General features: G+C 62.7%; 19 protein-coding genes. 12 read left to right on the top strand and 7 right to left on the bottom strand.

Features of this window, described 5'->3' with window-relative positions:
- The first annotated feature begins 63 nt into the window (after positions 1 to 63).
- The 5 genes from gstA (at position 64) to infA (ending at position 5444) form a co-directional block, all read left to right on the top strand.
- Positions 64 to 681 carry a glutathione transferase GstA gene (gene gstA, locus QOL81_RS11115; RefSeq protein WP_060421720.1) on the top strand — a complete coding sequence of 206 codons (618 nt, stop codon included), beginning with the start codon at positions 64 to 66 and terminating at the stop codon, positions 679 to 681.
- Between the two features lie 175 nt (positions 682 to 856).
- Positions 857 to 2623: a heme ABC transporter permease/ATP-binding protein CydD gene (gene cydD, locus QOL81_RS11110; protein ID WP_060421717.1), complete on the top strand. Its 1767-nt coding sequence runs from the start codon at positions 857 to 859 to the stop codon at positions 2621 to 2623.
- Positions 2624 to 2625: 2 nt separating this feature from the next.
- Positions 2626 to 4365, top strand: coding sequence for a heme ABC transporter ATP-binding protein/permease CydC (gene cydC, locus QOL81_RS11105; protein ID WP_197757526.1), 1740 nt, complete (start codon positions 2626 to 2628; stop codon positions 4363 to 4365).
- Positions 4366 to 4394: 29 nt separating this feature from the next.
- On the top strand, positions 4395 to 5120 hold the full coding sequence (aat, locus tag QOL81_RS11100) for a leucyl/phenylalanyl-tRNA--protein transferase (RefSeq protein ID WP_197757528.1): 726 nt from the start codon (positions 4395 to 4397) through the stop codon (positions 5118 to 5120).
- A 105-nt stretch (positions 5121 to 5225) separates the two neighbouring features.
- The gene (gene infA, locus QOL81_RS11095; protein ID WP_002211347.1) at positions 5226 to 5444 is read left to right on the top strand and encodes a translation initiation factor IF-1; all 219 of its coding nucleotides are present in this window, start codon (positions 5226 to 5228) and stop codon (positions 5442 to 5444) included.
- A gap of 205 nt (positions 5445 to 5649) precedes the next feature.
- On the opposite strand, the gene clpA is transcribed toward infA, so the two are convergent.
- Positions 5650 to 7929, bottom strand: coding sequence for an ATP-dependent Clp protease ATP-binding subunit ClpA (gene clpA, locus QOL81_RS11090; RefSeq protein WP_004928343.1), 2280 nt, complete (start codon positions 7927 to 7929; stop codon positions 5650 to 5652).
- A 27-nt stretch (positions 7930 to 7956) separates the two neighbouring features.
- Positions 7957 to 8277: an ATP-dependent Clp protease adapter ClpS gene (gene clpS, locus QOL81_RS11085; protein WP_004928347.1), complete on the bottom strand. Its 321-nt coding sequence runs from the start codon at positions 8275 to 8277 to the stop codon at positions 7957 to 7959.
- Positions 8278 to 8633: 356 nt separating this feature from the next.
- Here clpS and cspD point away from each other — a divergent pair, with 356 nt between their 5' ends.
- Positions 8634 to 8855 (top strand): cold shock-like protein CspD, encoded by a 222-nt coding sequence (gene cspD / locus QOL81_RS11080; RefSeq protein ID WP_004928349.1) that lies wholly within the window; start codon positions 8634 to 8636, stop codon positions 8853 to 8855.
- Positions 8856 to 8942: 87 nt separating this feature from the next.
- Here the strand turns inward: cspD and macB are convergent, their stop codons facing one another.
- Both macB and macA read right to left on the bottom strand, forming a co-directional pair.
- The gene (macB, locus tag QOL81_RS11075) at positions 8943 to 10889 is read right to left on the bottom strand and encodes a macrolide ABC transporter ATP-binding protein/permease MacB (RefSeq protein ID WP_047727959.1); all 1947 of its coding nucleotides are present in this window, start codon (positions 10887 to 10889) and stop codon (positions 8943 to 8945) included.
- Positions 10889 to 12004 (bottom strand): macrolide transporter subunit MacA, encoded by a 1116-nt coding sequence (gene macA / locus QOL81_RS11070; RefSeq protein WP_070913962.1) that lies wholly within the window; start codon positions 12002 to 12004, stop codon positions 10889 to 10891. The genes macB and macA overlap by 1 nt, the downstream gene beginning before the upstream one ends.
- A 194-nt stretch (positions 12005 to 12198) precedes the next feature.
- Between macA and QOL81_RS11065 the strand changes: the two genes are divergently transcribed.
- Positions 12199 to 13152 carry a VirK/YbjX family protein gene (locus QOL81_RS11065; RefSeq protein WP_060421702.1) on the top strand — a complete coding sequence of 318 codons (954 nt, stop codon included), beginning with the start codon at positions 12199 to 12201 and terminating at the stop codon, positions 13150 to 13152.
- Positions 13153 to 13166: 14 nt separating this feature from the next.
- Here QOL81_RS11065 and QOL81_RS11060 read toward each other — a convergent pair whose 3' ends face one another.
- Positions 13167 to 14825: an ATP-dependent endonuclease gene (locus QOL81_RS11060; protein WP_038880734.1), complete on the bottom strand. Its 1659-nt coding sequence runs from the start codon at positions 14823 to 14825 to the stop codon at positions 13167 to 13169.
- Between the two features lie 187 nt (positions 14826 to 15012).
- On the opposite strand from QOL81_RS11060, the gene QOL81_RS11055 reads away from it, so the two are divergent.
- From QOL81_RS11055 to ltaE, 5 genes are all read left to right on the top strand, one after another.
- Entirely contained in the window at positions 15013 to 15909 is an 897-nt protein-coding gene (locus tag QOL81_RS11055) for a LysO family transporter (protein WP_060421699.1), read from the top strand.
- 180 nt (positions 15910 to 16089) lie between these two features.
- Positions 16090 to 17739: a hydroxylamine reductase gene (hcp, locus tag QOL81_RS11050; protein ID WP_060421649.1), complete on the top strand. Its 1650-nt coding sequence runs from the start codon at positions 16090 to 16092 to the stop codon at positions 17737 to 17739.
- A gap of 56 nt (positions 17740 to 17795) precedes the next feature.
- Positions 17796 to 18797 carry an NADH oxidoreductase gene (hcr, locus tag QOL81_RS11045; RefSeq protein WP_070913965.1) on the top strand — a complete coding sequence of 334 codons (1002 nt, stop codon included), beginning with the start codon at positions 17796 to 17798 and terminating at the stop codon, positions 18795 to 18797.
- Between the two features lie 199 nt (positions 18798 to 18996).
- Positions 18997 to 20718 carry a ubiquinone-dependent pyruvate dehydrogenase gene (gene poxB, locus QOL81_RS11040; RefSeq protein ID WP_049202200.1) on the top strand — a complete coding sequence of 574 codons (1722 nt, stop codon included), beginning with the start codon at positions 18997 to 18999 and terminating at the stop codon, positions 20716 to 20718.
- Positions 20719 to 20793: 75 nt separating this feature from the next.
- Positions 20794 to 21810: a low-specificity L-threonine aldolase gene (gene ltaE, locus QOL81_RS11035; protein ID WP_060440297.1), complete on the top strand. Its 1017-nt coding sequence runs from the start codon at positions 20794 to 20796 to the stop codon at positions 21808 to 21810.
- 30 nt (positions 21811 to 21840) lie between these two features.
- Here ltaE and QOL81_RS11030 read toward each other — a convergent pair whose 3' ends face one another.
- Together QOL81_RS11030 and QOL81_RS11025 are read right to left on the bottom strand one after the other, a co-directional pair.
- Positions 21841 to 22536, bottom strand: coding sequence for an N-acetylmannosamine-6-phosphate 2-epimerase (locus QOL81_RS11030; protein WP_049202202.1), 696 nt, complete (start codon positions 22534 to 22536; stop codon positions 21841 to 21843).
- Positions 22533 to 24089, bottom strand: coding sequence for a PTS transporter subunit EIIC (locus tag QOL81_RS11025; RefSeq protein WP_060421679.1), 1557 nt, complete (start codon positions 24087 to 24089; stop codon positions 22533 to 22535). The genes QOL81_RS11030 and QOL81_RS11025 overlap by 4 nt, the downstream gene beginning before the upstream one ends.
- Between the last annotated feature and the right edge of the window lie 109 nt (positions 24090 to 24198).

Here is a 24198-nt window from a genome sequence, read left to right as displayed (position 1 = left end):
TCCCGCCGGTGCCCGCGTCGGCATGCTGTGGCAAGCGTTCTCATTGACCCACAAGGAAATAGCATGAAGCTGTATTTTGCTCCCGATGCCTGCTCGCTTGCCCCACATATCGTCCTGCGCGAATTAGCGCTCCCCTTCACCCTGATCAGGGTGAACAATCGCAGCAAGCGCTGCGCCGACGGTGAGGATTTCTATCGCATCAACCCCAAAGGTTACGTCGCCGCCCTGCAACTGGACGATGGCAATGTGATCACCGAAGGCTCCGCTATCGTTCAATACCTCGCCGACCTGCGCCCAGAGCGCCGGCTGGCGCCGCCACCGACGGCCTTTGAGCGGGTACGGCTGCAGGAATGGCTTAATTTCATCACCAGCGAGATCCATGCCGGCGCCGCCCCTTTATTCAATGACGCCCTGCCCGACGGCGCCAAGGCGTTGCTGCGCGACAAGTTGAGGCGGCGATTGGGTTATATCGCGCAAGCTTTGGCACCACAAACTTATCTGCTGGGAACGCATTTCAGCGTCGCAGACGCTTATCTATTTACCGTGTTGCGCTGGATGGCGCGCTTCGAGATTTCGCTGAGCGAGTGGCCGCCGCTCCAGCATTATGTGGCGCGGATCGCAGAGCGAGCGTCGGTGTGCGCCGCTCTGGAAGCCGAGGCCGCAAGTGAGGAAGTCAAATAGTCGGTAACGCGTCTGTTATAGCCACATTTGGCCGCTTTATTATTTTCAGTCTGCCGGGTGACGAGGTAACATGGGACCTCGCTTGTTTGCCGCCGATTGCGCCAAACACTATTATTTAACAGTACGTTAACCCAGCCCGTAACAAACGGGCGCCGGCGATGCAGACGCATATCTGATGAAAAAAACCAGACAGCAACAGTTAACCCGTTGGCTTAAAACCCAGAGTTCGTTAGCGCAGCGTTGGCTGCGCCTTTCCATGCTGTTGGGGCTGTTCAGCAGCCTGCTGATCGTGGCGCAGGCCTGGCTGCTGGCCAGCCTGCTGCACGCCCTGATCATCGAACATACCCCGCGCGAACAGCTGATCCCTTCGTTTATCTGGCTGGCCGCCGCGTTCGCGCTGCGGGCGCTGTTAAGCTGGCTGCGGGAACGGATTGGTTTCCTGTGTGGGCAGGTGATCCGCCAGCGCATGCGCCAACAGGTGCTGGATAAGCTGCAGCAGCTCGGCCCGGCCTGGATCCAGGGCAAACCGGCGGGCAGCTGGGCCAGCATCATCGTCGAACAGATCGAGGATATGCAGGACTATTACTCGCGCTATCTGCCGCAGATGTATCTGGCGGTTTTCATCCCGCTGCTGATTTTGATCGCCGTCTTCCCGATCAATTGGGCCGCGGGCATCATTCTGCTGGCAACCGCGCCGCTGATCCCGCTGTTTATGGCGCTGGTCGGCATGGGAGCCGCCGACGCCAACCGCCGCAACTTCGTGGCGCTGGCGCGCTTGAGCGGCAACTTCCTCGACCGCCTGCGCGGCCTGGACACCCTGCGGCTGTTCGACCGCGCGCAGGCCGAAACCGCGCAGATCGCCAAATCCTCCGAAGACTTCCGCAGCCGCACCATGGAAGTGCTGCGCCTGGCCTTCCTCTCTTCCGGCGTGCTGGAGTTCTTCGCCTCGATCTCCATCGCCGTGGTGGCGGTGTACTTCGGCTTTTCCTACCTCGGTGAACTCAACTTCGGCAGCTACGGCCTCGGCGTGACGCTGTTTTCCGGTTTTCTGGTGTTGATTCTGGCACCGGAGTTTTTCCAACCGCTGCGCGATCTCGGCACCTTCTACCATGCCAAAGCGCAGGCGATCGGCGCGGCGGAAGCGCTGGAAACCTTCCTCAGCGCCGAAGGCGAGCAGATGGGCAACGGCACGCGGCAACTGCCCGCCGATCAACCGCTGACGCTGCAGGCGAACGCGTTGGAAATCCTGTCGCCGAACGGCGTACTGCTGGCCGGGCCGCTGAGCTTCACCCTGCAACCGCAGCAGCGCGTGGCGCTGGTCGGGCTGAGCGGCGCCGGTAAAAGCTCGCTGCTGAATCTGCTGCTCGGCTTCCTGCCCTATCGCGGGTCGTTGACCGTCAACGGCATTGAGCTGCGTGAACTGTCCGCCGAAACCTGGCGCCAGCAGCTGAGCTGGGTCGGCCAGAACCCGCATCTGCCGGCGCAAACCCTGCGCGCCAATATTCTGCTGGGCTGCCCGCAGGCCGACGAAGCGCAGCTGCAGCAGGCGGTGGAACTCGCCTACGTCAGCGAACTGCTCCCTTATCTGCCGCAGGGGCTCGACACCGAAGTGGGCGACAACGCCGCTCGCCTGTCGGTCGGCCAGGCGCAGCGCGTGGCGGTCGCCCGGGCGCTGATCGGTCCGCGCCGCCTGCTGCTGCTGGATGAACCGGCCGCCAGCCTCGATGCCCACAGCGAACAGCGGGTGATGCAGGCGTTGAATGCCGCTTCGCATCAGCAAACCACCCTGCTGGTGACGCACCAGCTGGAAGATACCGAAGACTACGATCAGATTTGGGTGATGGATAACGGGCGCATCGTGCAACAGGGCGATTACGCCACCCTCAGCGCCCAACCGGGCCTGTTTGCCACTCTGATCGCCCATCGCCGCGGGGAGCTTTAATCATGCGCGTTTTGCTGCCGTTTTTGGCGTTGTATCGCCGCCATAGCCTGTTGATTAGCCTGGGCATCCTTTTGGCGATCGTCACTCTGCTGGCCAGCATCGGCCTGCTGGCACTCTCCGGCTGGTTCCTGGCCGCCTCGTCGCTGGCCGGATTGGCGGGCCTGTTGACCTTCAACTACATGCTGCCGGCCGCCGGCGTGCGCGGCGCGGCAATCTTCCGCACCGCCGGGCGCTATGCCGAGCGAGTCGTCAGCCACGACGCCACCTTCCGCGTGCTGTCGCATCTGCGGGTGTTCACCTTCAGCAAGATCCTGCCGCTGACGCCGGGCGGCATCGCCCGCTTCCGCCAGGCCGACCTGCTCAACCGCCTGGTGGCGGACGTGGACACGCTGGATCATCTTTATCTGCGGGTGATCTCGCCGCTGATCAGCGCGGCGGTGGTGATCCTGGTGGTCACCTACGGCCTGAGCTGGCTCGATCCTGCGCTCGCCCTGACGCTGGGCGGCATTCTGTTACTGTTGCTGCTGCTGGTGCCGCCGGTGTTCTATCGCGCCGGTAAACCGATCGGCGGCCAGCTTACCGCCCTGCGCGGCCAATACCGAACCGACCTGACCGCCTGGCTGCAGGGGCAGGCCGAGCTGGTGGTGTTCGGTGCCGTCAACGACTTCCGCCAGACGCTAAACGCCACCGAACAGCGGTGGCAACGCCGCCAGTGGCAGCAAGCCTCGCTGAGCGGCAAGGCGCAGGCGCTGATGATCCTCGCCAGCGGGCTGACGGTGACGCTGCTGCTGTGGCTGACCGCCGCCGGCATCGGCGGCGATACCCAACCCGGCGCGCTGATCGCACTGTTCGTCTTCGCCGCGCTGGCGTCGTTCGAAGCGCTGATGCCGGTCGCCGGTGCCTTCCAGCATCTCGGCCAGGTGATCGCCTCCGCCACGCGGGTCAAACAGATCATCGATCGTCAGCCGGAGGTCACCTTCCCGGCCACCGGCCCGGCCGCCGCCGATCGGGCTCAGCTTAGCCTGCGGCAGCTGAGTTTCACCTACCCCGACCAGCCGCAGCCGATGCTGCGCGACGTCACGCTCGAGGTCGCGGCCGGCGAACACATCGCCTTGCTCGGCCGCACCGGCTGCGGCAAGTCCACCCTGCTGCAGCTGCTGACCCGCGCCTGGCGCACCGACGGCGGCAACATTCTGCTCAACGGCGAACCGCTGGAGGATTATGATGAAACCACGCTGCGTCGGATGACCACGGTCGTCAGCCAGCGTGTGCATATCTTCAGCGATACGCTGCGGGAAAACCTGCGGCTGGCCGCACCGGACGCCGACGACGCTCGCCTGAGCGAGGTGCTGCAGCAGGTGGGGCTCGGCAAATTGCTGGACAGCGACGGCGGGCTGAACGCCTGGCTGGGCGAAGGCGGCCGGCAGCTGTCCGGCGGCGAACAGCGCCGTCTTGGCATCGCCCGCGCGCTGCTGCACCCTGCCCCGCTGCTGCTGCTCGACGAACCGACCGAAGGGCTGGACGCCGAAACCGAGCAGCAGATCCTGGCGCTGCTGCGCCGGCATTGTCAGGGCAAAACGCTGATCCTGGTGACGCACCGTCTGTACGGCCTGGAGCATCTCGACCGCATTTGCGTGATGGACGACGGCCGGATTGTCGAACAGGGCGATCACGCCACCCTGATGCGCCGGCAGGGCCGCTATGCCCGCTTTCGCAACCGTATCAGCAACCTGGCGCCGTAATCGGCCCGTAGAGGACGCAGAGAGCCTGTATGCGCATCGTTAAACTTTCCCCCCAGTCGCTGGCGTTTCCCTCGCCTGAGGGTGCCCTGCGCGACCCTAACGGCCTACTGGCTATCGGCGGCGACCTGACGGCGCCGCGGCTGCTGGCGGCCTACGAGCGCGGCATTTTCCCCTGGTACTCGCCGGGGGAAGCGATTCTGTGGTGGTCGCCCGATCCGCGTGCGGTGCTGTTCCCGACAGAGTTTCATCTCAACCGCAGCCTGAAACGCTTTTTGCGCCACGATCCGTTTCGCATCACGCTCAACCACAACTTCGCCGCGGTGATCGCCGCCTGCGCCCATCGGCCGGATGAAGGCACCTGGATCGGCCCGGAGGTACAGCGCGCCTATCAGCATCTGCACCGCCTCGGCTACGCGCACTCGGTGGAGGTGTGGCAGAATGATCAACTGGTCGGCGGCATGTACGGCGTGGCGCAGGGCGCGTTGTTCTGCGGCGAATCGATGTTCAGCCGCGTCACCAACGCCTCAAAATGCGCATTGATGGCCTTTTGCCGCCATTTTGCCGCTTATGGCGGGGAATTGATTGACTGCCAGGTGCTGAACGCTCACACTGCCCGCCTTGGCGCGCGTGAAATTCCGCGCCGTCAATTTTTGCAGCAGCTCAGCACCCTTCAACGGCGGCCTTTGGCGCTGGCGTGCTGGGAGCAGCAAGTCATATCCCCACAGCCGGTTGAACCGCCCTCTCCAGTAAACTAATTGGTGGAAACGGTGCAATGTTCACCGACACATCTTTACATAATGGGGGTTTTTCGGCATTATCTTGCCGGTTAAAAACTAAGGTAGTTAGACCTAGAGGATTCGATGGCCAAAGAAGACAATATTGAAATGCAGGGCACCGTTCTTGATACGCTGCCGAACACCATGTTCCGCGTTGAATTGGAAAACGGGCACGTGGTAACCGCACACATCTCCGGTAAAATGCGTAAAAACTATATCCGCATCCTGACGGGCGACAAAGTCACTGTAGAGCTGACCCCGTACGACCTGAGCAAAGGCCGCATTGTCTTCCGTAGCCGTTAATCGGCTCACCGCGCGCCACACGCTGGCGGCATCGAGGATGTAATCCCTCGGGAGCCCTTTCCGTTTACCCCCGCAGCGACGTTACACAACGGGTTGCAGGTGCGCAGGTAAACTGAGAGGGCTCACTCGTTTCTGTTGTACGGTGAATCTCACCCATAAAAAAAGCGATGCCGAAGCATCGCTTTTTCTTTGCCTGAAGGCAGCCTTAGTGTACCGCGCCCTCGTCCGCCTTGCGTTTGGCGGCGCTGAGGAAGTGGTAGGTCAGCTGTTTCTTGTCCTTGTCCAGCTCGACCTTCACGGAACCGCCGTCCACCAGCGAGCCGAACAGCAGTTCGTTGGCCAACGGTTTTTTCAGGTTCTCCTGCATGACGCGCGCCATCGGGCGAGCCCCCATCGCACGGTCGTAGCCCTTCACCGACAGCCAGTCGCGCGCTTCGTCGCTCACTTCCAGCGAGACGCCCTTCGCATCCAGCTGCGCCTGCAGTTCGACGATGAACTTGTCGACCACCTGCTGGATCACCTCGGTAGACAGATGGTTGAACCAGATGATGTTGTCCAGACGGTTGCGGAACTCCGGCGTAAACACCTTCTTGATCTCTTCCATCGCGTCGGTGCTGTTGTCCTGCTGCACCAGGCCGATCGACTTGCGTTCGGTTTCCCGTACCCCGGCGTTGGTGGTCATCACCAGGATCACGTTGCGGAAGTCCGCCTTGCGGCCGTTGTTGTCGGTCAGCGTCCCGTTGTCCATCACCTGCAGCAGCAGGTTGAACACGTCCGGGTGCGCCTTCTCGATCTCATCGAGCAGCACCACCGCATGCGGATGCTTGATCACCGCATCGGTCAGCAGCCCGCCCTGATCGTAACCGACATAGCCCGGAGGCGCGCCGATCAGACGGCTGACGGTATGCCGCTCCATGTACTCAGACATGTCGAAACGCAGCAGCTCGATATCCATCGCCTTGGCCAACTGTACGGTGACCTCGGTTTTCCCGACCCCGGTCGGCCCGGCGAACAGGAAGGAACCGACCGGCTTGCGCTCGTGGCCCAGACCGGCGCGGCTCATCTTGATCGCTTCGGTCAACGCTTCGATCGCCTGATCCTGGCCGAACACCAGCATCTTCAGGCGATCGCCCAGGTTTCTCAGCACGTCGCGATCGCTGGCCGACACGGTTTTCTCCGGGATGCGAGCGATACGCGCCACCACGGATTCGATATCGGCCACGTTGACGGTTTTCTTGCGCTTGCTGGCCGGCATCAACCGGCTGCGGGCGCCCGCCTCATCGATCACGTCGATCGCCTTGTCCGGCAGATGACGATCGTTGATGTATTTCACCGACAGCTCCACCGCGGCGCGGATCGCCTTGGCGGTATAACGCACGTCGTGGTGCGCTTCATACTTGGCCTTCAGGCCGTTGATGATCTGAACGGTCTCTTCCGCCGTCGGCTCGGTGATGTCGATCTTCTGGAAACGGCGCGCCAGGGCGCGATCCTTTTCGAAGATGTTGCTGAACTCCTGGTAGGTGGTCGAGCCGATCACCCGGATCTTGCCGCTCGACAGCAGCGGTTTGATCAGGTTGGCGGCATCCACCTGCCCACCGGAAGCCGCGCCGGCGCCGATGATGGTGTGAATTTCATCGATGAACAAAATGCTGTTCTGATCCTGTTCCAGCTGCTTGAGCAGCGCTTTGAAACGCTTCTCGAAGTCGCCGCGGTATTTGGTGCCGGCCAGCAGTGAACCGATATCCAGCGAATACAGCGTGCAGTCCGCCATCACTTCCGGCACGTCGCCCTGCACGATACGCCAGGCCAGGCCCTCGGCGATGGCGGTCTTGCCGACGCCGGATTCGCCGACCAGCAGCGGGTTGTTTTTACGACGGCGGCACAGCACCTGAATCGCGCGCTCCAGCTCACGATCGCGGCCGATCAACGGATCGATGCCGCCCACACGGGCCAACTGATTGAGGTTGGTGGTGAAGTTTTCCATACGGTCTTCCCCTCCGGACTGCTCTTCGTTCACCGGGTTTTCCGCATTCGGCGCTTGGCCCGGCTCGTCTTTACGCGTGCCATGTGAAATAAAGTTCACCACGTCGAGACGGCTGACGTCGTGTTTGCGCAGCAGATAGGCCGCCTGCGACTCCTGCTCGCTGAAGATGGCCACCAACACGTTGGCGCCGGACACTTCGCTGCGGCCGGAAGATTGCACATGGAAGACCGCGCGCTGCAGCACGCGCTGGAAGCTGAGCGTCGGCTGAGTGTCGCGCTCTTCTTCGCCGGCGGGCAGCGTCGGTGTGGTTTGTTCGATGAAGGCTTCCAGCTCCTGGCGCAACGCGGCCAGATCCACCGTACATGCCTCAAGCGCTTCTCGCGCGGCAGGGTTGCTCAGCAACGCCAGCAACAGGTGCTCCACGGTCATAAACTCGTGTCTGTGCTCACGCGCCCTGGCGAAAGCCATGTTGAGACTGAGTTCCAGTTCTTGATTGAGCATAAGCACCTCCCCAATAGATTGCCTTATTCAGGCTTTTTCCAGCGTACAAAGCAACGGATGCTCGTTCTCCCTTGCGTACCGGTTCACATGGACGACTTTGGTTTCCGCCACCTCGGCGGTAAAAACACCACAGATCGCCTTGCCTTGATAGTGGACCGTGAGCATCAGTTGCGTTGCGCGTTCAATATCATAAGAAAAGAACTTTTGCAGAACGTCAATCACAAATTCCATCGGTGTGTAATCGTCGTTGTTAAGTATAACTTTATACATAGACGGCGGTTTTACCGCATCGATTTGTTTTTCTTCGGCCAAGTGTTCAAAGTTTAGCCAGTCGTTGTTATTGCCCATCGCTGCTCATCTTCTCTGCTCTGCCCTCTTATATGGGGGCAGGTTTCGGTTATTCAAAGTGGGGGATAGTTACTATTTTATCATCTTCGGCTTCGTCCCGCCGCACTGTAACGTGCGCAAAAAAACGGGCCAATTGTGACTGAATCGTGGCAATAGCGTTACCTGCTTCAAACTTTGGTGAACTGCTCCCCGCCGACAAAAGCCGATCCCTTGACGGCCCGATCATTTGCTCTAGAGTGTAAATTCGTGGCTGGTGGTCTTTTAACCACCCTTTGTCCACGCTGCTACCCGCCCACGGCGGGTGCGAAATCAGTTATTCATCTCACTTAAAATAGCGTTGCGAGGGATGTAAAAGCATGGAGACGGGTACTGTTAAATGGTTTAACAACGCCAAAGGTTTTGGCTTCATCTGCCCAGCCGGCGGTGGCGAAGATATTTTCGCGCATTATTCCACCATCAAGATGGATGGTTACAGAACGTTGAAGGCGGGCCAGCAGGTCAGCTTCGACGTGCATCAAGGGCCAAAAGGGAACCATGCCAGCCTTATTGTGCCGGTGGAAAGCGAGGCGCTGTCCTAAACGCTTCCGGCAGCGTCGCGCTGCATTGACCGTGACTGCGATAAAAATGCCAGCCGCCGTGTGACTGGCATTTTTTATGCCTTTTACTTACTCGCGCGCCAGCGCATCGATCGGATTCAGCCGCGCGGCATTGCGCGCCGGCAGATAGCCGAACACCACCCCGATGCCGGTGGAACAAAGGAACGCGCTCAGCAACGCCGCCGGCGGGAAGCTGATCTGCCAGCCCGGCAATACCAGCTGCACCGCCAGACCGATGGCGAACGACAGCGTAATCCCCAGCGCGCCCCCCACCAGGCAGACCAATACCGCCTCGATCAGGAACTGCTGCAACACGTCGCCGGAACGGGCCCCCACCGCCATGCGGATGCCGATCTCGCGCGTGCGTTCGGTCACCGACACCAGCATGATGTTCATCACGCCGATACCGCCGACCACCAGCGAAATCACCGCCACCAGCGTCAGGAACAGCTGCAGCGTGCGGGTGGTTTTCTCGGCGGTTTGCACCAGGCTGTCCATGTTATAGGTGAAGAAGTCCTTCTTGCCGTGGCGCAGCGTCAACAGGCGCGACAGCTGCTGTTCCGCTTCCTTGCTGTCGTAGCCGTCGCGGATGCGAACGGTGATCGAGTCAAAATAATTGTTGCCCATCAGCCGGTTGGCCATGGTGCTGTAAGGTACCCACACGTTCAGCGTCTTGCTGCTGCCGAACATCGACTGCTTCTCCTTGGCCACGCCGACCACCGTCGCCGGCATGTTGCCTACCAGGATCACCTCGCCCACCACGTTCTTCTGGTGCGGGAACAGCCGCCGCTGGGTATTGGCGTCGATCACCACCGTCTGCGCCTGCGACTGCACCTGCAGCGGATCGATGCCGACGCCTTGGGTAAAGCTCATGCCGTACACGCGGAAGAACTGCTCGCTGACGCCGTTGACGTTGGCCGCCGCGTCGACGTTGCCCAAGCGCAGCCGCATGCTGCTGCTGATGCTCGGCGACAGCGCGCTGATGTAAGGCTGTTCGCGCAGCGCATCGAGATCGCCGTATTTCAACGATTGCCGGTAGGTCGGATCGTCATCGCCGAAGTCCTTGCCGGGGTATATGTCGACGGTGTTGGTGCCGATGGATTTGATGTCCGCCAGCACCATCTGCTTGGCGGCGTCGCCGATCACCAGGATCGACACCACCGAGGCAATGCCAATAATGATGCCAAGCATGGTCAGCGCGGTGCGCATCTTGTTGGCCGCCATCGCACGCCAGGCCATCACCAGCGCCTCGCGGAAACGGCCGCCCACCTGCCGCCAGGAAGCCGCCGCCGCGGCCAGCGCCAGCGGCTTGGCCTGCGCATTCTCCTGCGGTGCCGGACGCGAATCGGCGATAATCTCGCCGTCGCGGATCTCGATGATCCGCTCCGCCTGGCGCGCTACCGCCGGATCGTGGGTCACCAGGATCACGGTGTGGCCCTGGGCGCACAGCTGTTTGAGGATCGCCATCACTTCTTCGCCGGAGTGGCTGTCGAGCGCGCCGGTCGGTTCATCCGCCAGGATCACCTGCCCGCCATTCATCAGGGCGCGGGCGATGCTGACGCGCTGCTGCTGGCCACCGGAAAGCTGGCTCGGCCGGTAGTTGACGCGCTCCCCCAGCCCCAGACGCCGCAACAGCGCCACCGCCCGTTCGCGCCGCGCCGCTTTGCCCAGCCCCGCGTACACCGCCGGCACTTCGACGTTGTGCGCCGCGCTCAAGTGCGGCAGCAGATGATAGCGCTGAAAGATAAAGCCGAAATGCTCGCGCCGCAGCTGCGCCAGCGCATCGTCGCTCAGGGTGGCCACATCCTGCCCGGCCACCCGATACACGCCGGCGCTCGGCTTGTCCAGACAGCCGAGAATGTTCATCAGCGTCGATTTGCCGGAGCCGGAGGCCCCCATGATCGCCACCATTTCACCGGCTTCAATGCTCAGGCTGATCCCCTTCAGCACCTCCACCGTCTGCTCGCCGGAACGGTAGCTGCGGCGGATGCCGCTCAGCTGCAACAGCGCCGCCATCAGCCGGCCTCCACGCCGCCGCGGCTGACGATCACCTCATCGCCCGCCTCGAGGCCGCTGAGGATCTGCACGTCGATATTGTTGCGCAGGCCGATAGCCACCTCGCGCTTCTCTTCCTTGCCCTGTTTCAGCACCGAGACGTGGTAGCGATTGTCGGCGATCTGATCGCCCAGCGCCGCCAGCGGGATCACCAGCGCCTGCTCGACGCCGGCCAGCTGAATATGCACCTGCGCCGTCATTTGCAAGCGCAGCAACCTTTCCGGGTTGGGCACTTCGAAACGCGCATAATAGAAGATGGCGTTGTTGACCTTTTCCGGCGTCGGCTGAATGTCTTTCAGCACGCCGTCGAAGCGCCGGGTCGGATCGCCCAGCACCGTGAACCAGGCCTTCTGACCCGGCTTGAGATTAATGACGTCGGCCTCCGATACCTGCGCCTTCACCAGCATGGTGCCGAGATCCGCCAGCGTCAGAATGTTCGGTGCCTGCTGCGCCGCGATCACCGTCTGGCCCTGCAGCGTGGTGATCTGCACCACGTCGCCATCCATCGGCGCCTCGATGCGGGTATAGGCCAGGTTGATCTTGGCGGTATCCAGGCTGGCCTGGTTCCGCGCGATCTGCGCATTGATGGTGCCCACCTGCGCCTTCTTCACCGCCAGCTGCGTCGCCGCCTGATCCAGATCCTGGCGCGACACCGCCTGCAGCTTGGCCAACGCCTGGTTGCGCTGCAGCGTGACCGCCGCCAGCTGCTGTTCGGCCTGCGCCTGCAGCAGTTGCGCATGCAGTTCACGCAGCGTCGCCTCGCCTTCGCGGATGCTGTTCTGCGCCTGTTGCGGATCGATAACCCCCAGCAACTGGCCTTTCTTCACCTTGTCGCCGATCTCGACATACAGCTTTTCCAGCTGCCCGCTGACCTGCGCGCCGACGTCGACCTTGCGCACCGCGTCCAGTTGGCCGGTCGCCAACACGTTCTGCTGCAGATCGCGCTTGGTGACCTTTACCGTTTTGAAATCGGTTGGCGCCGGATGGCGAAAGTGCCAAACGGCCGCCGCGGCAAGCGCCGCAATGACCGCCAGAACGAGTATCCAGCGGCGTTTATGTCCTTTAAACCCTGTCAAAATTGACCTGCCTGTGCTTGTGAATATCAACCGCCCATTGCGGCGGCGGAGCTAAATTAGCACGCACCGTAGGGAATAACTAAACCTTAGCTCAACACAATGTGGAGACACGCCTGGTTACAGTTCAGCATTGAACTCCCGTTTAGTGAAGCCTTGATGAAATAGCGCCATTCAATACAGCCAAGGATTTCATCATGTCACAGCTCAGCTACCCACTCGCCTCCGCCCGGCCGCTTAACGGCTGGCAACTGATGACGGCGCTGATCAATGGCGAAAAGGCACCGAGCAACGCCTGGAAAAAAACCTCGTTTCGCCTGAAGTTTCTCGGCCGTTCGCTGCTCAACTGGCGCACTACCAGCGGCCTGCTCAGCACCCTGGCCAGCAACCCGCTGCTGGAAGAGATCCTGAGCGCGCAGCCGAACCTGCCGTGCAAACTGCATCGCCCGTATCTGGCGGCCAACATGAGCAAGATCGAATGCCTGTTCGCCCTGCGCGATCATTACGATCTCATCGCGCAGCGCATGCCGCTGAAGATGCGCCTCGGCCACCTCGGCCCGCAGTCTTTCGTGCTGGCCAGCGCGATGGGCAAAAACGAAGCGCCGATCGCGCTGGAACTGGCGGCGATCGACAAGCTGAATAAGGAAGGGGAAGCCACGCTGCTGCTGCGCAACGCCAACGGCGTGATGCTGGCGGAGATCACCTTTGCGCTGATGCATTATCAGCAGCAACCCACGCTGTTCATCGGCGGCCTGCAGGGCGCCAACCATGAGGTGCCGCACGCCGAGATCCAGCACACCACCAAAGAGTGTCACGGCCTGTTCCCCAAACGCCTGGTGCTGGAAGGCATCTGCACGCTGGCGCGGCACCTCGGTATCCGCCAGATCGTGGCGGTCGGCAACGCCACCCATATCTATCAAAACTGGCGTTACCAGAGTAAGAAGAAGGACAAACTGCACGCCGATTACGATCAGTTCTGGCTGTCGATGGGCGCCAAACCGCTCGACAGCGGCTATTTCCTGCTGCCCGAACGCATCGCTCGCAAGCCGATCGAAGAGATTGCCAGCAAGAAGCGCGCCGAGTATCGCCGCCGCTATCAGCTGCTGGACGAGCTGGAACAAGGATTGGCGGCGCATTTCTGCGCCCGATAACGCCCGGCTGGCCGTCAGTCCGCCCGGCCGCGCGCCAGCCAGATCACCCGTGAGAACATTTTCTTCAGCAGCGGCGGCACCGAGTCCGTGCCCCATTCGCCGGCCTGCATCGCGACCTCGATCGCCAGATCCGGCTTCGACGAGTGGTGGACCGCTTTCAGGATCACCTTGCGCACCGGCATCTGCGCGTTGAGCGGCACCGACGCCATCCGGTGATAAACCGGGCCGAACCCTTCGCGGAACATGAAGTGCTCCATGTCCGGCGCCGGCAGCGCGGTCAGCCGATCGCGCTCGTTGTCTTCATGATTGTCCAGCAGGCTGCGCACGGTATTGGCGTACTTTTTTCCCGCCTCGTCGCCGTCCACCAGCGCATGCCACTCGATGCCCATGCGGCGGGCAAAGCGCAGCAGCGGCTTCAGGCCGCACTGGGCGAATTCGATGACCCTCACCCCTTCCGCCTCGAAATGGTAGCCGCACTGGCGCGCCAGCTCGTTCAGCAGCCACACTTCGGTCTCGCCTTCCACCAGCAGCCAGCAGCGGGCGAACAGCGACGACGGCCGGTTGAAACGGATGTGAAACGCGATGCGCCGCCCGTCTTCGGCGCTCAGCCCGCGCGGCCCGAGACGGTAGGTCGCGACCCGCCCCGACTCGCGCACCAGCCGGCAGACGTGCTCCACCGGCACCAGCGACACCAGTTCGCTGGAGTTGGTGGTGGTGATGCGCTGCAGCGGCAGCTGATTGAGCAGCCCCCAGGCCACCGACAGCATGATCGGGTGCAGGCGAGTTTCCGGGTCTTCCACCAGCAGCAGCGGCCGGGCATGCGGATCCAGCTTGACGTCGCCCTTGGCCTGCAGCAGGGTGGAAAACATCCCGAGCAGGATCAGGCGCATGCTGCGGCTGTTCGGTTCGGCCACCATGCGGTTGATGCCGTCCAGCGCACGCCAGGCATCCTGCTCCGGTTCGCCGCCGCGGCGGCGCGGCCGCGCCACCTGCGAACTCTGCTCGGCAAAATAGTGCTCCAGCAGCTGCTGCATGGCCGCCAGGCCCTGGCGCAGCTCACCGTTGGTCAGCTTCTGCGGATTGCGCACCAGCTCGCGCGTCAGCTGATCCAGCTGCTGCGCCAGCGCCTGGGTATCGGGTTTGCGTTCATCGCCGAGGCTGCTGGGGCGCAGGCGGCGAATAAAGCGCGCGTCACGCAGGCGCAATACCGGGTGGATGCGGATGATGGCGTGGGCCAGCTGTTCGATATGGTGCAGTTGAAAGGCGTTGCCGTCGGCGTCGAGAAAACCGCGCCAGGTGCACACCGTGCCGTCGTCGGCCAGCTCGCCCTCGCAGCGATAATGAATGCGGCTCAGGCCATCCTCGCCCTTGACCCACAGTGGCGTCAGGTGGCGATAGCGCGGCAGGTGCGCATGGCCGATGTCTTTTTCGCAGAAGGTGAACACCACCTGCAGGTGGCGCTCTTTGGCCGACTCTTCACCGGGGGGAAAATGAAAGTCGTGCGCTTCAAACCGATACAGCTTCTGCTCCGGCGCCAGCAGCAGCGTCAGCGCATCCAGCAGGCTGGATTTACCCCAGGCGTTTTCGCCGAGCAACAGCGTGTTGTCGTCCAGCATCAGGGACAGCCGATTAATGCCGCGAAAACCTACAATTTCGATACGCTCCAAGAACATCCGCCGCCTCCCGTGCGCGCCGTCGCCTCTTCAATGAGGTGACCTTCACAGAGCATGGTCAAAAAACCCCTTGCAGGTCAAGCGGCCAACGTCAAATCTGCCGCTTTACTCCAGCCGGGCTTTTGGTTAGCGTGTGCTCCTCGCCGCCGTTCGGCGCGCTTCAAAACTCAAGGACACAAGCTGCACCATGTACTCAGGACTGTTGATTATTCTGTTACCGCTGATTGTCGGTTACCTCATTCCCTTACGCCATCGCCCGCTGCTGGTGCTGATCAACCGGCTGCTGAGCTGGATGGTGTACGTGATCCTGTTTTTCATGGGTATCAGCCTGGCGTTCATGGAAGATCTCAGCAGTAACCTGGTGCTGATCTTCCAGTACAGCGCGGTGTTCTTCTTCTGCATTCTCTGCGCCAATCTGCTGTTGCTGACGCTGCTGGAGCGGCGCATGCCGTGGCGCAGCAGCCATAAACAGGAAAAGCTGCCTTCGCGCGTGCACATGGCGCTGGAGTCGCTCAAGCTGTGCGGCGTGGTGCTCGGCGGCTTCCTGCTCGGCCTGACGCAGTGGCAATGGCTGCAGTTCGCCCATAAAGGCAGCGAATATGCGCTGATCTTCCTGCTGTTGCTGGTCGGTATTCAGCTGCGCAACAGCGGCATGACGCTGCGCCAGATCGTGCTCAACCGCCGTGGCACGCTGGTGGCGTTGGTGGTGACCGTCGCGTCGCTGGCCGGCGGCGCGCTGGCGGCGCAGCTGCTGGGGCTGCCGGTCAAGGCCGGGCTGGCGATGGCCTCCGGCTTCGGCTGGTATTCGCTGTCGGGCATTCTGATCACCGACGCCTACGGCCCGGTGATGGGCAGCGCCGCGTTCTTCAACGATCTGGCGCGCGAGCTGGTGGCGATCATGCTGATCCCGACGCTGGTGCGCCGCAGCCGCTCCACCGCCCTCGGCCTGTGCGGCGCCACCTCGATGGACTTCACCCTGCCGGTGCTGCAGCGCAGCGGCGGGCTGGACATGGTGCCCCCCGCCATCGTGCACGGCTTCCTGCTCAGCCTGCTGGCGCCGGTGCTGATCGCCCTGTTCTCCTGATCCTTTCCCCTGGGGGCCGCCCGGCCCCCAAAGCGTAATAATTCCCATCCGCACGGCAAAATTGCGCTAAATCAAACTTGCCCGCAGTAGTCGCACAAAAGCCTTTTGCAACCCCGATCGCCGATCTATGCTTTTAAACAAGCATTACAAATGCAACTTTAAAAATAAAAGGAAGCGACTATGTTCTGTGTGCAATGTGAACAAACCATCCGTACCCCGGCAGGCAACGGCTGCGCGTATGCTCAGGGCATGTGCGGCAAGACGGCGGAAACCTCCGATCTGCAGGATCTGCTGGTGGCGGCGCTGCAGGGGCTTTCCGCCTGGGCGCTGCAGGCGCGTTCGCTGGGCATCGTCGACCACGAGATCGACAGCTTCGCCCCGCGCGCCTTCTTCTCCACCCTGACCAACGTTAACTTCGACTCTCAGCGCATCATCGGCTACGCGCGCGAAACCCTGCTGCTGCGCGATTCGCTGGCCGCCCGTTGCCGGCTGCTGGACGCCGGCGTACGCGTCGATCACCCGATGGCGGCGCTGCAGCTGGCCGGTGACGATATGCCTGCGCTGCTGCAACAGGCGGCGCAGTTTGCCCTCAACAGTGACAAGGCCGAGGTAGGCGACGACGTCCACGGGTTGCGCATGCTGTGCCTGTACGGCCTGAAAGGCGCGGCGGCCTATATGGAACACGCGCACGTGCTCGGCCAGTTCGACGAGCAGCTCTATGCCGACTACCACGCCTTTATGGCCTGGCTCGGCACCCGGCCGCGCGACGTCGATACCCTGCTGAACAACGCCATGGGCATCGGCAAGATGAACTTCAACGTGATGGCGATCCTCGATCGCGGCGAAACCCAGGCCTACGGCGATCCGCAGCCCAGCGCGGTCAACGTGCGCCCGGTGGCCGGGAAAGCCATTCTGATCTCCGGCCACGATCTGAAAGATCTGCGCATGCTGCTCGAACAAACCGAAGGGCAAAACGTCAACGTCTACACCCACGGCGAAATGCTGCCGGCGCACGGCTATCCGGAACTGAAAAAATTCAAGCATCTGGTGGGCAACTACGGCAGCGGCTGGCAGAACCAGCAGACGGAATTCGCCAAATTCCCCGGCCCGATCGTGATGACCTCTAACTGCATCATCGATCCGAACGTCGGCAACTACGGCGATCGCATCTGGACCCGCAGCATCGTCGGCTGGCCGGGCGTCAACCATCTGGAAGGCGACGACTTCGGCGCCGTGATCCGCCAGGCGCAGGGCATGAACGGCTTCCCTTACACCGAGATTGAGCACCTGATCACCGTCGGCTTCGGCCGCCAGACGCTGCTGAACGCCGCCGACACGGTGATCGATCTGGTGTCGCAGAAAAAACTGCGCCACGTCTTCCTGGTCGGCGGCTGCGACGGCAGCCGCGACGAGCGCAGCTACTTCACCGACTTCGCCCGCAGCGTGCCGCAAGACTGCCTGATCATGACGCTGGCCTGCGGCAAGTACCGTTTCAACAAGCTGGACTTCGGCACCCTGGAAGGGCTGCCGCGCCTGCTGGACGTCGGCCAGTGCAACGACGCCTACTCCGCCATCATGCTGGCGGTCAAGCTGGCGGACACGCTCGGCTGCAGCGTCAACGAGCTGCCGCTCAGCCTGGTGCTGTCCTGGTTTGAACAGAAGGCGATCGTCATTCTGCTGACGCTGCTGTCGCTGGGGGTGAAAAACATCGTTACCGGCCCGACTGCGCCGGGCTTCCTGACCGACAACCTGATGGCGATCCTCAACGAGAAATTCGGCCTGCGTCCGATCACCACCGTCGAGCAGGATATCAACGCGCTGCTCGCCTGATGCCGTTACGTTATGGGGCCGCCTGCGCCGGCCCCTTTGCTTTTTGAGGTGCCCCGATGACTCAACCCACTCCGCTTTGCCCAAACCGCATGCAGGTGCATTCCATCCGGCGTGAAACCGCCGACGTCTGGACGCTGAACCTGATCTGCGACGTTTTCTACCCCTATCAGGCGGGCCAGTTTGCGCTGGTCAGCATCCGCAACAGCGAGGAGACGCTGCGCGCCTATACGCTCTCCTCCTCGCCCGGCCAGAGCCGCTTTCTCAGCATCAGCGTGCGCTGCCTGCCGGACGGCGTCGGGTCGCGCTGGCTGACGCAAGAGGTCAAGCCCGGCAACACGCTGTGGTTGTCCGATGCCCAGGGCGAGTTCAGCTGCGAGCGCCATCCGGCCGATCGTTATCTGATGCTGGCCGCCGGCTGCGGCGTGACGCCGATCGTCTCGATGTGCCGCTGGCTGACCGCCAACCGTCCGGCCTGCGATATCGCCGTGATTTTTAACGTGCGCACCCCCGCCGACACGATTTTCGCCGATCAATGGCGCGCGCTGTGCGCCGCTCATCCGCAGCTGCGCCTGACGCTGATGGCCGAGCGGGATCTGCAACCCGGCTACCTCAGCGGCCGCATCGATGAACAGACGCTGCGGCAGGCGGCGCCGGATATCGCCGAACGCACGGTGATGACCTGCGGCCCTGCGCCCTACATGGAACAGGTGGAGCAGCTTTGCCGCCGGCTCGGCGTGCCGGCCGAGCGTTTCCATAAAGAGCAGTTCCACACGCCGACAACGCAGGCCGATGCTACTGAAGGGCTGACGCTGCGCGCTGCCCGCCCGCTGCGCGAATTCCGCGTGCCGGTCGGCAGCACGCTGCTGGCGGCGATGGAGGCCAATGCCCTGCCGGTCAACGCCGCCTGCCGCGCCGGGGTGTGCGGCTCGTGCAAAACCCGCATCCTCGAGGGCGACTACACCACCACCAGCACCATGACGCTGAGCGCGGAAGAGGTAGCTCAGGGCTATGTGCTGGCCTGCAGTTGCCAGCTGCAGGGCGACGTCACGCTGGCGTGATCCCCTGGCCCCATCGCCGCGATGGGGCATTTATCGGCAAGCTCCCTCATCCCCGCCCGGTTACACTTTCCTCCGTCCTACGCTCTTTACCCTTCCTGACCGCATCTCGTCCACAGCCGGTAAGCTATGCTTGCAGTTGTTCTGCTGCCACTCACCGGATCGAGTACACATCGTTTTTCAAACCATGTTTGGGGGAACCATGAAGCAAACCGTAGCCACACTGATCGCCAAAACGCTGGATCAAGCCGGCGTAAAACGCATTTGGGGCGTGACCGGCGATTCGCTCAACGGCCTGAGCGACAGCCTGCACCGCATGGGCACCATCGAATGGCTGGGCACCCGCCATGAAGAGGTGGCCGCCTTCGCCGCCGGCGCCGAAGCCCAGCTCACCGGCCAGCTGGCGGTGTGCGCCGGTTCCTGCGGCCCCGGCAACCTGCACCTGATCAACGGGCTGTTCGACTGCCACCGCAACCATGTGCCGGTGCTGGCGATCGCCGCACACATTCCTTCCAGCGAAATCGGCAGCGGCTACTTCCAGGAAACGCATCCGCAGGAGCTGTTCCGCGAATGCAGCCACTATTGCGAGCTGGTTTCCAACCCGGAACAGCTGCCGCGCGTGCTGGAGATCGCCATGCGCAAAGCGATCCTCAACCGCGGCGTCTCGGTGGTAGTCTTGCCGGGCGACGTGGCGCTGCGCATGGCGCCGGAAGACGCGACCCTGACCTGGCATACCCCGGCGCTGCCGCTGGTGCAGCCGCCGATGAGCGAGCTGAACAAGCTGGCGGAGACGCTGAATCAGGCGAAGAACATCACCCTGATGTGCGGCAGCGGCTGCGCCGGCGCGCACGATGAGGTCGTCAAGCTGGCCGAGCTGCTGCAGGCGCCGGTGGTGCACGCGCTGCGCGGCAAGGAGCACATCGAATGGGATAACCCCTACAGCGTCGGCATGACCGGGCTGATCGGCTTCTCCTCCGGCTATCACGCGATGATGAACGCCGACACGCTGGTGCTGCTCGGCACCCAGTTCCCCTACCGCGCGTTCTACCCCACCAACGCCAATATCATTCAGATCGACATCAACCCCGGCAGCATCGGCGCGCACTGCCCGGTCAACATGGCGCTGGTGGGCGATATCCACACCACCCTCACCGCCCTTCTGCCGCAGTTGGAGCCCAAGCGCGACCGGGCGTTCCTCGACAAGGCGCTGGAGCATTACCGCAACGCCCGTAAGGATCTCGACGGGCTGGCGACCGCCAACGACGACCAGCCGATCCACCCGCAGTATCTGGCGCAGCAGCTCAGCCAGTACGCCAGCGACGATGCCATCTTTACCTGCGACGTCGGCACGCCGACGGTGTGGGCCGCCCGCTACGTGAAAATGAACGGCAAGCGCCGCCTGCTCGGTTCGTTCAACCACGGTTCGATGGCCAACGCCATGCCGCAGGCGATCGGCGCCCAGGCCACCGCGCCGGATAAACAGGTGATCGCCATGTGCGGCGACGGCGGCTTCACCATGCTGATGGGGGATTTCCTGTCGCTGGCGCAGCTCAAGCTGCCGGTGAAAATCGTGGTGTTCAACAACAGCGTGCTGGGGTTCGTGGCGATGGAGATGAAGGCCGGCGGCTACCTGACCGACGGCACCGACCTGCATAACCCGGACTTCGCGGCGATCGCCAACGCCGCCGGCATCAAAGGCATCCGCGTGGAAAAAGCCTCGGAGCTGGACGGGGCGCTGCAGGAGATGTTGGCGCACCCCGGCCCGGCGCTGCTGGACGTGGTCACCGCCAAGCAAGAGCTGGCGATGCCGCCGCAGATCAAGTTCGAACAGGCGAAAGGCTTCAGCCTGTACATGCTGCGCGCCATCATCAACGGCCGCGGCGACGAAGTGGTCGAGCTGGCGAAGACCAACTGGCTGCGCTAAGCAAGCTGCCCCCGGTAAAATAAGGGTATATGATGCCATGTACCCTTTTCCTCTCCCTTACATTCCAGGAACCCTATGCTTATCGATCTACGCAGCGACACCGTCACCCGCCCCAGCGCCGCCATGCGCCAGGCGATGGCTCAGGCAGAGGTCGGCGACGACGTCTACGGCGATGACCCGACGGTCAACGCGCTGGAGGCCGAGGCGGTACGCCTGTCAGGTAAAGAAGCGGCGCTGTTTTTGCCCAGCGGCACCCAGGCCAACCTGGTGGCGCTGCTGAGCCACTGCCAGCGCGGCGACGAGTATCTGGTCGGCCAACAGGCGCACAACTATAAATACGAGGCCGGCGGCGCGGCGGTGCTGGGCAGCATCCAGCCGCAGCCGATCGAGGCCGACGCGGACGGCACGCTGCCGCTGGATAAGCTCGCCGCCGCCATCAAACCCGACGATATCCACTTCGCCCGCACCCGGCTGCTGAGCCTGGAAAACACCATCAGCGGCCGAGTTCTGCCGCAGGCCTACCTGCAGCAGGCGTGGCAGTTTAGCCGCGAGCGGCAGCTGGCGCTGCATATCGACGGCGCGCGCATCTTCAACGCCGCCGTGGCGCTGAACCTGCCGCTGAAAGAGATCGTGCAATACTGCGACACCTTCACCATTTGCCTGTCAAAAGGATTGGGCGCGCCGGTCGGATCGCTGCTGTGCGGCAGCGAGGCCTTCATTCAGCGCGCGCTGCGCTGGCGCAAGATGACCGGCGGCGGGCTGCGTCAGGCCGGCATCCTGGCGGCAGCCGGCCTCTACGCGCTGGAGCATAACGTCGCGCGGCTGCGCGAAGACCATGACAACGCGGTCTGGCTGGAGCAACAGCTGCGGCAGATCGGCGTAGAGATCGCCGAACCCGGCGCACAGACCAACGTGCTGTACCTGCGCCAATCGCCGGCGCTGGCGGCCAAATTCGGCCCGTGGATGCGCGAACGCGGCGTGCTGATCAGCAGCGGCCCGCTGACGCGCATTCTGACCCACCTCGACGTCAGCCGTCAGGATCTGCAGCGGGTGGTCGAGCTGTGGCGGGAGTTCCTCCAGCAACACGCCTGATCCCTCCTCCCCGGCGCGCCGGGGAGCCCTTCACCGCCCGCCGATGGCCTCGACAAAACGGCGAGTGATCTGCTGCGGGCGCGTAATGGCGCCGCCCACCACGACCGCATGCGCCCCCAACGTCAGGCAGCGTGCGGCCATCGCCGGCGTTTCGACATTGCCCTCGGCGATGACCGGCACCGGCACCGCCGCCAGCACCGCGCGCAGAAAACCGAAATCGTCCTCCGCCAGTCGGGCGCCCCGGCTTTCGGCGGTATAGCCGTGCAGCGTGGTGCCCACGCAGTCGAACCCCAACCTGGCAGCCTCTTGCGCCTCTTCCACGGTGGCGATGTCCGCCATCAGCAGCAGCCGGGGATACCTGGCGCGGATCGCGGCAACCAACGCCGCCAGCTGCAGCTCCCCTGGCCGAGGGTGGCCGGTCGCGTCCAGCGCAATCATCTGTGGCGCCGCAGCCATCAGCTCATCGATTTCACGCAGGGTCGGCGTGATATAGACATCGCTACCGGCATAATCGCGCTTGATAATGCCGATCACCGGCAGCGCCACCGTGCGCATGATGGCTTTAACGTCTTCGACGCCGTTGGCGCGGATCGCTGCCGCACCGCCTTGCTCGGCCGCCAGCGCCATGCGTGCCATGATAAAATCGCTGTGCAGCGGCTCGTCGTCCAGCGCCTGGCAAGACACCACCAGCCGACCCTTAATCTGCTGCAAAATGGAAAGCGTCATAAATCCAACAACTCCTCGACTTCGTTTTTAATAATGGTCACGTGCGGGCCATAGATCACCTGAACGCCGTTGCCGCGAACGATCACCGCCCGCGCGCCGCTGTCCTTCAGCCCGCCCTCGTCCAGCAACCGGCTCTGTTTTAACGTCACGCGCAGCCGCGTGGCGCAACAATCCAGTTCGACGATATTCTCTTTGCCACCCAGCGCCGCCAGCACCTGCTGCGAGCGTTCGGTGCCGCTCATCACCGCTTCCGGCACGGTTTCCACCTCGCGCCCCGGCGTTTTGAAATTGAAGCGCAGGATCAGGAAACGGAACGTGAAGTAGTACAGGAAGAACCAGGGCACCCCGACCAGCGGCACATACATCCAATGGGTTTTCGCTTCGCCCTGCAGCACGCCGAACAGCATGAAATCGATAAAACCGCCGGAGAACGTCTGGCCGATGGTGATATGCAGAATGTGTGCGATCGCGAACGCCAGGCCGTCGAACAGCGCGTGCACCACGTACAGCGCCGGCGCGATGAACAGGAACGAGAATTCGATAGGCTCAGTGATGCCGGTCAGGAAAGAGGTCAGCGCCGCCGACAGCAGCAGCCCGCCGACGCGCTTGCGGTTCTCCGGGCGCGCGCTTTGGTACATCGCCAGGCAGGCGCCGACCAGGCCAAACATCATGGTGATAAAGCGGCCGGACATGAAACGCGCCGTGCCGATGTAGAACTGCTGCGTATTCGGGTCGGCCAACTGGGCGAAGAAAATGCGCTGCGTGCCTTCCACCAGCTGTCCGTTGATCACTTCGCTGCCGCCGAGCGCGGTGGTCCAGAACGGCAGGTAGAAGATGTGATGCAGGCCGAACGGCCCAAGCATGCGCAGCACGAAGCCGTAGATAAAGGTGCCGAGATAGCCGCTGGCGTCCACCAGGCCGCCCATGCCGAAGATCAGCCGTTGGAAAGGCGGCCACACCACGGTCATCAGGGCGCCGACCGCCATCGCCGCCAGTGAACTGACAATCGGCACAAAGCGCGAGCCGCCGAAAAAGCCCAGGAACGGCGGCAGCGCTATTTTGTTGTAGCGGCCGTGCAGATACCAGGTCACCAGACCGATGACTACCCCGCCGAACACCCCGGTCTCCAGCGTCTGGATCCCGAGAATCGTTCCCTGCCCCACCGCGCCGGCGTTCTGCGTGGCCAGCGTGCCGTTGATTTTCAACAGCGCATTGATGGTGGCGTTCATCACCAGATAGGCGATCAGCGAGGCCAGCCCCGCCGTGCCCTTGTCGCTTTTGGCCAACCCCACCGCCACGCCGACCGCGAACAGGACCGCCAGGTTGGCGAACACGATGGCGCCGGCGCTGGCCATCACCGTAAATACGCTTTGCAGCCAGCCGACGTCGAGCCAGGGATACGCCTCGACGGTATTGGGGTTGGACAGCGCACCGCCGATCCCCAGCAGCAGGCCGGCCGCCGGCAGTACGGCGATCGGCAGCATGAACGATTTGCCGAACAGCTGGGCTTTTTCGAACCAGCCGCCGGAGCGTGACAATTCTGGTGTTGACATAAATTTTTCCCCGCTATCATTTTTATGATGAAAATTTTTACCACATTAAAATTTATTTAATGAAAATTTTATTCATAACGATGATCGGCTTCACAATCCGTCGATTTTG

This window comes from Serratia sp. CC22-02 (assembly GCF_900182895.1).
Classification (GTDB): domain Bacteria; phylum Pseudomonadota; class Gammaproteobacteria; order Enterobacterales; family Enterobacteriaceae; genus Serratia; species Serratia nevei.
This window is presented reverse-complemented; position numbering and strand designations above follow the sequence as displayed.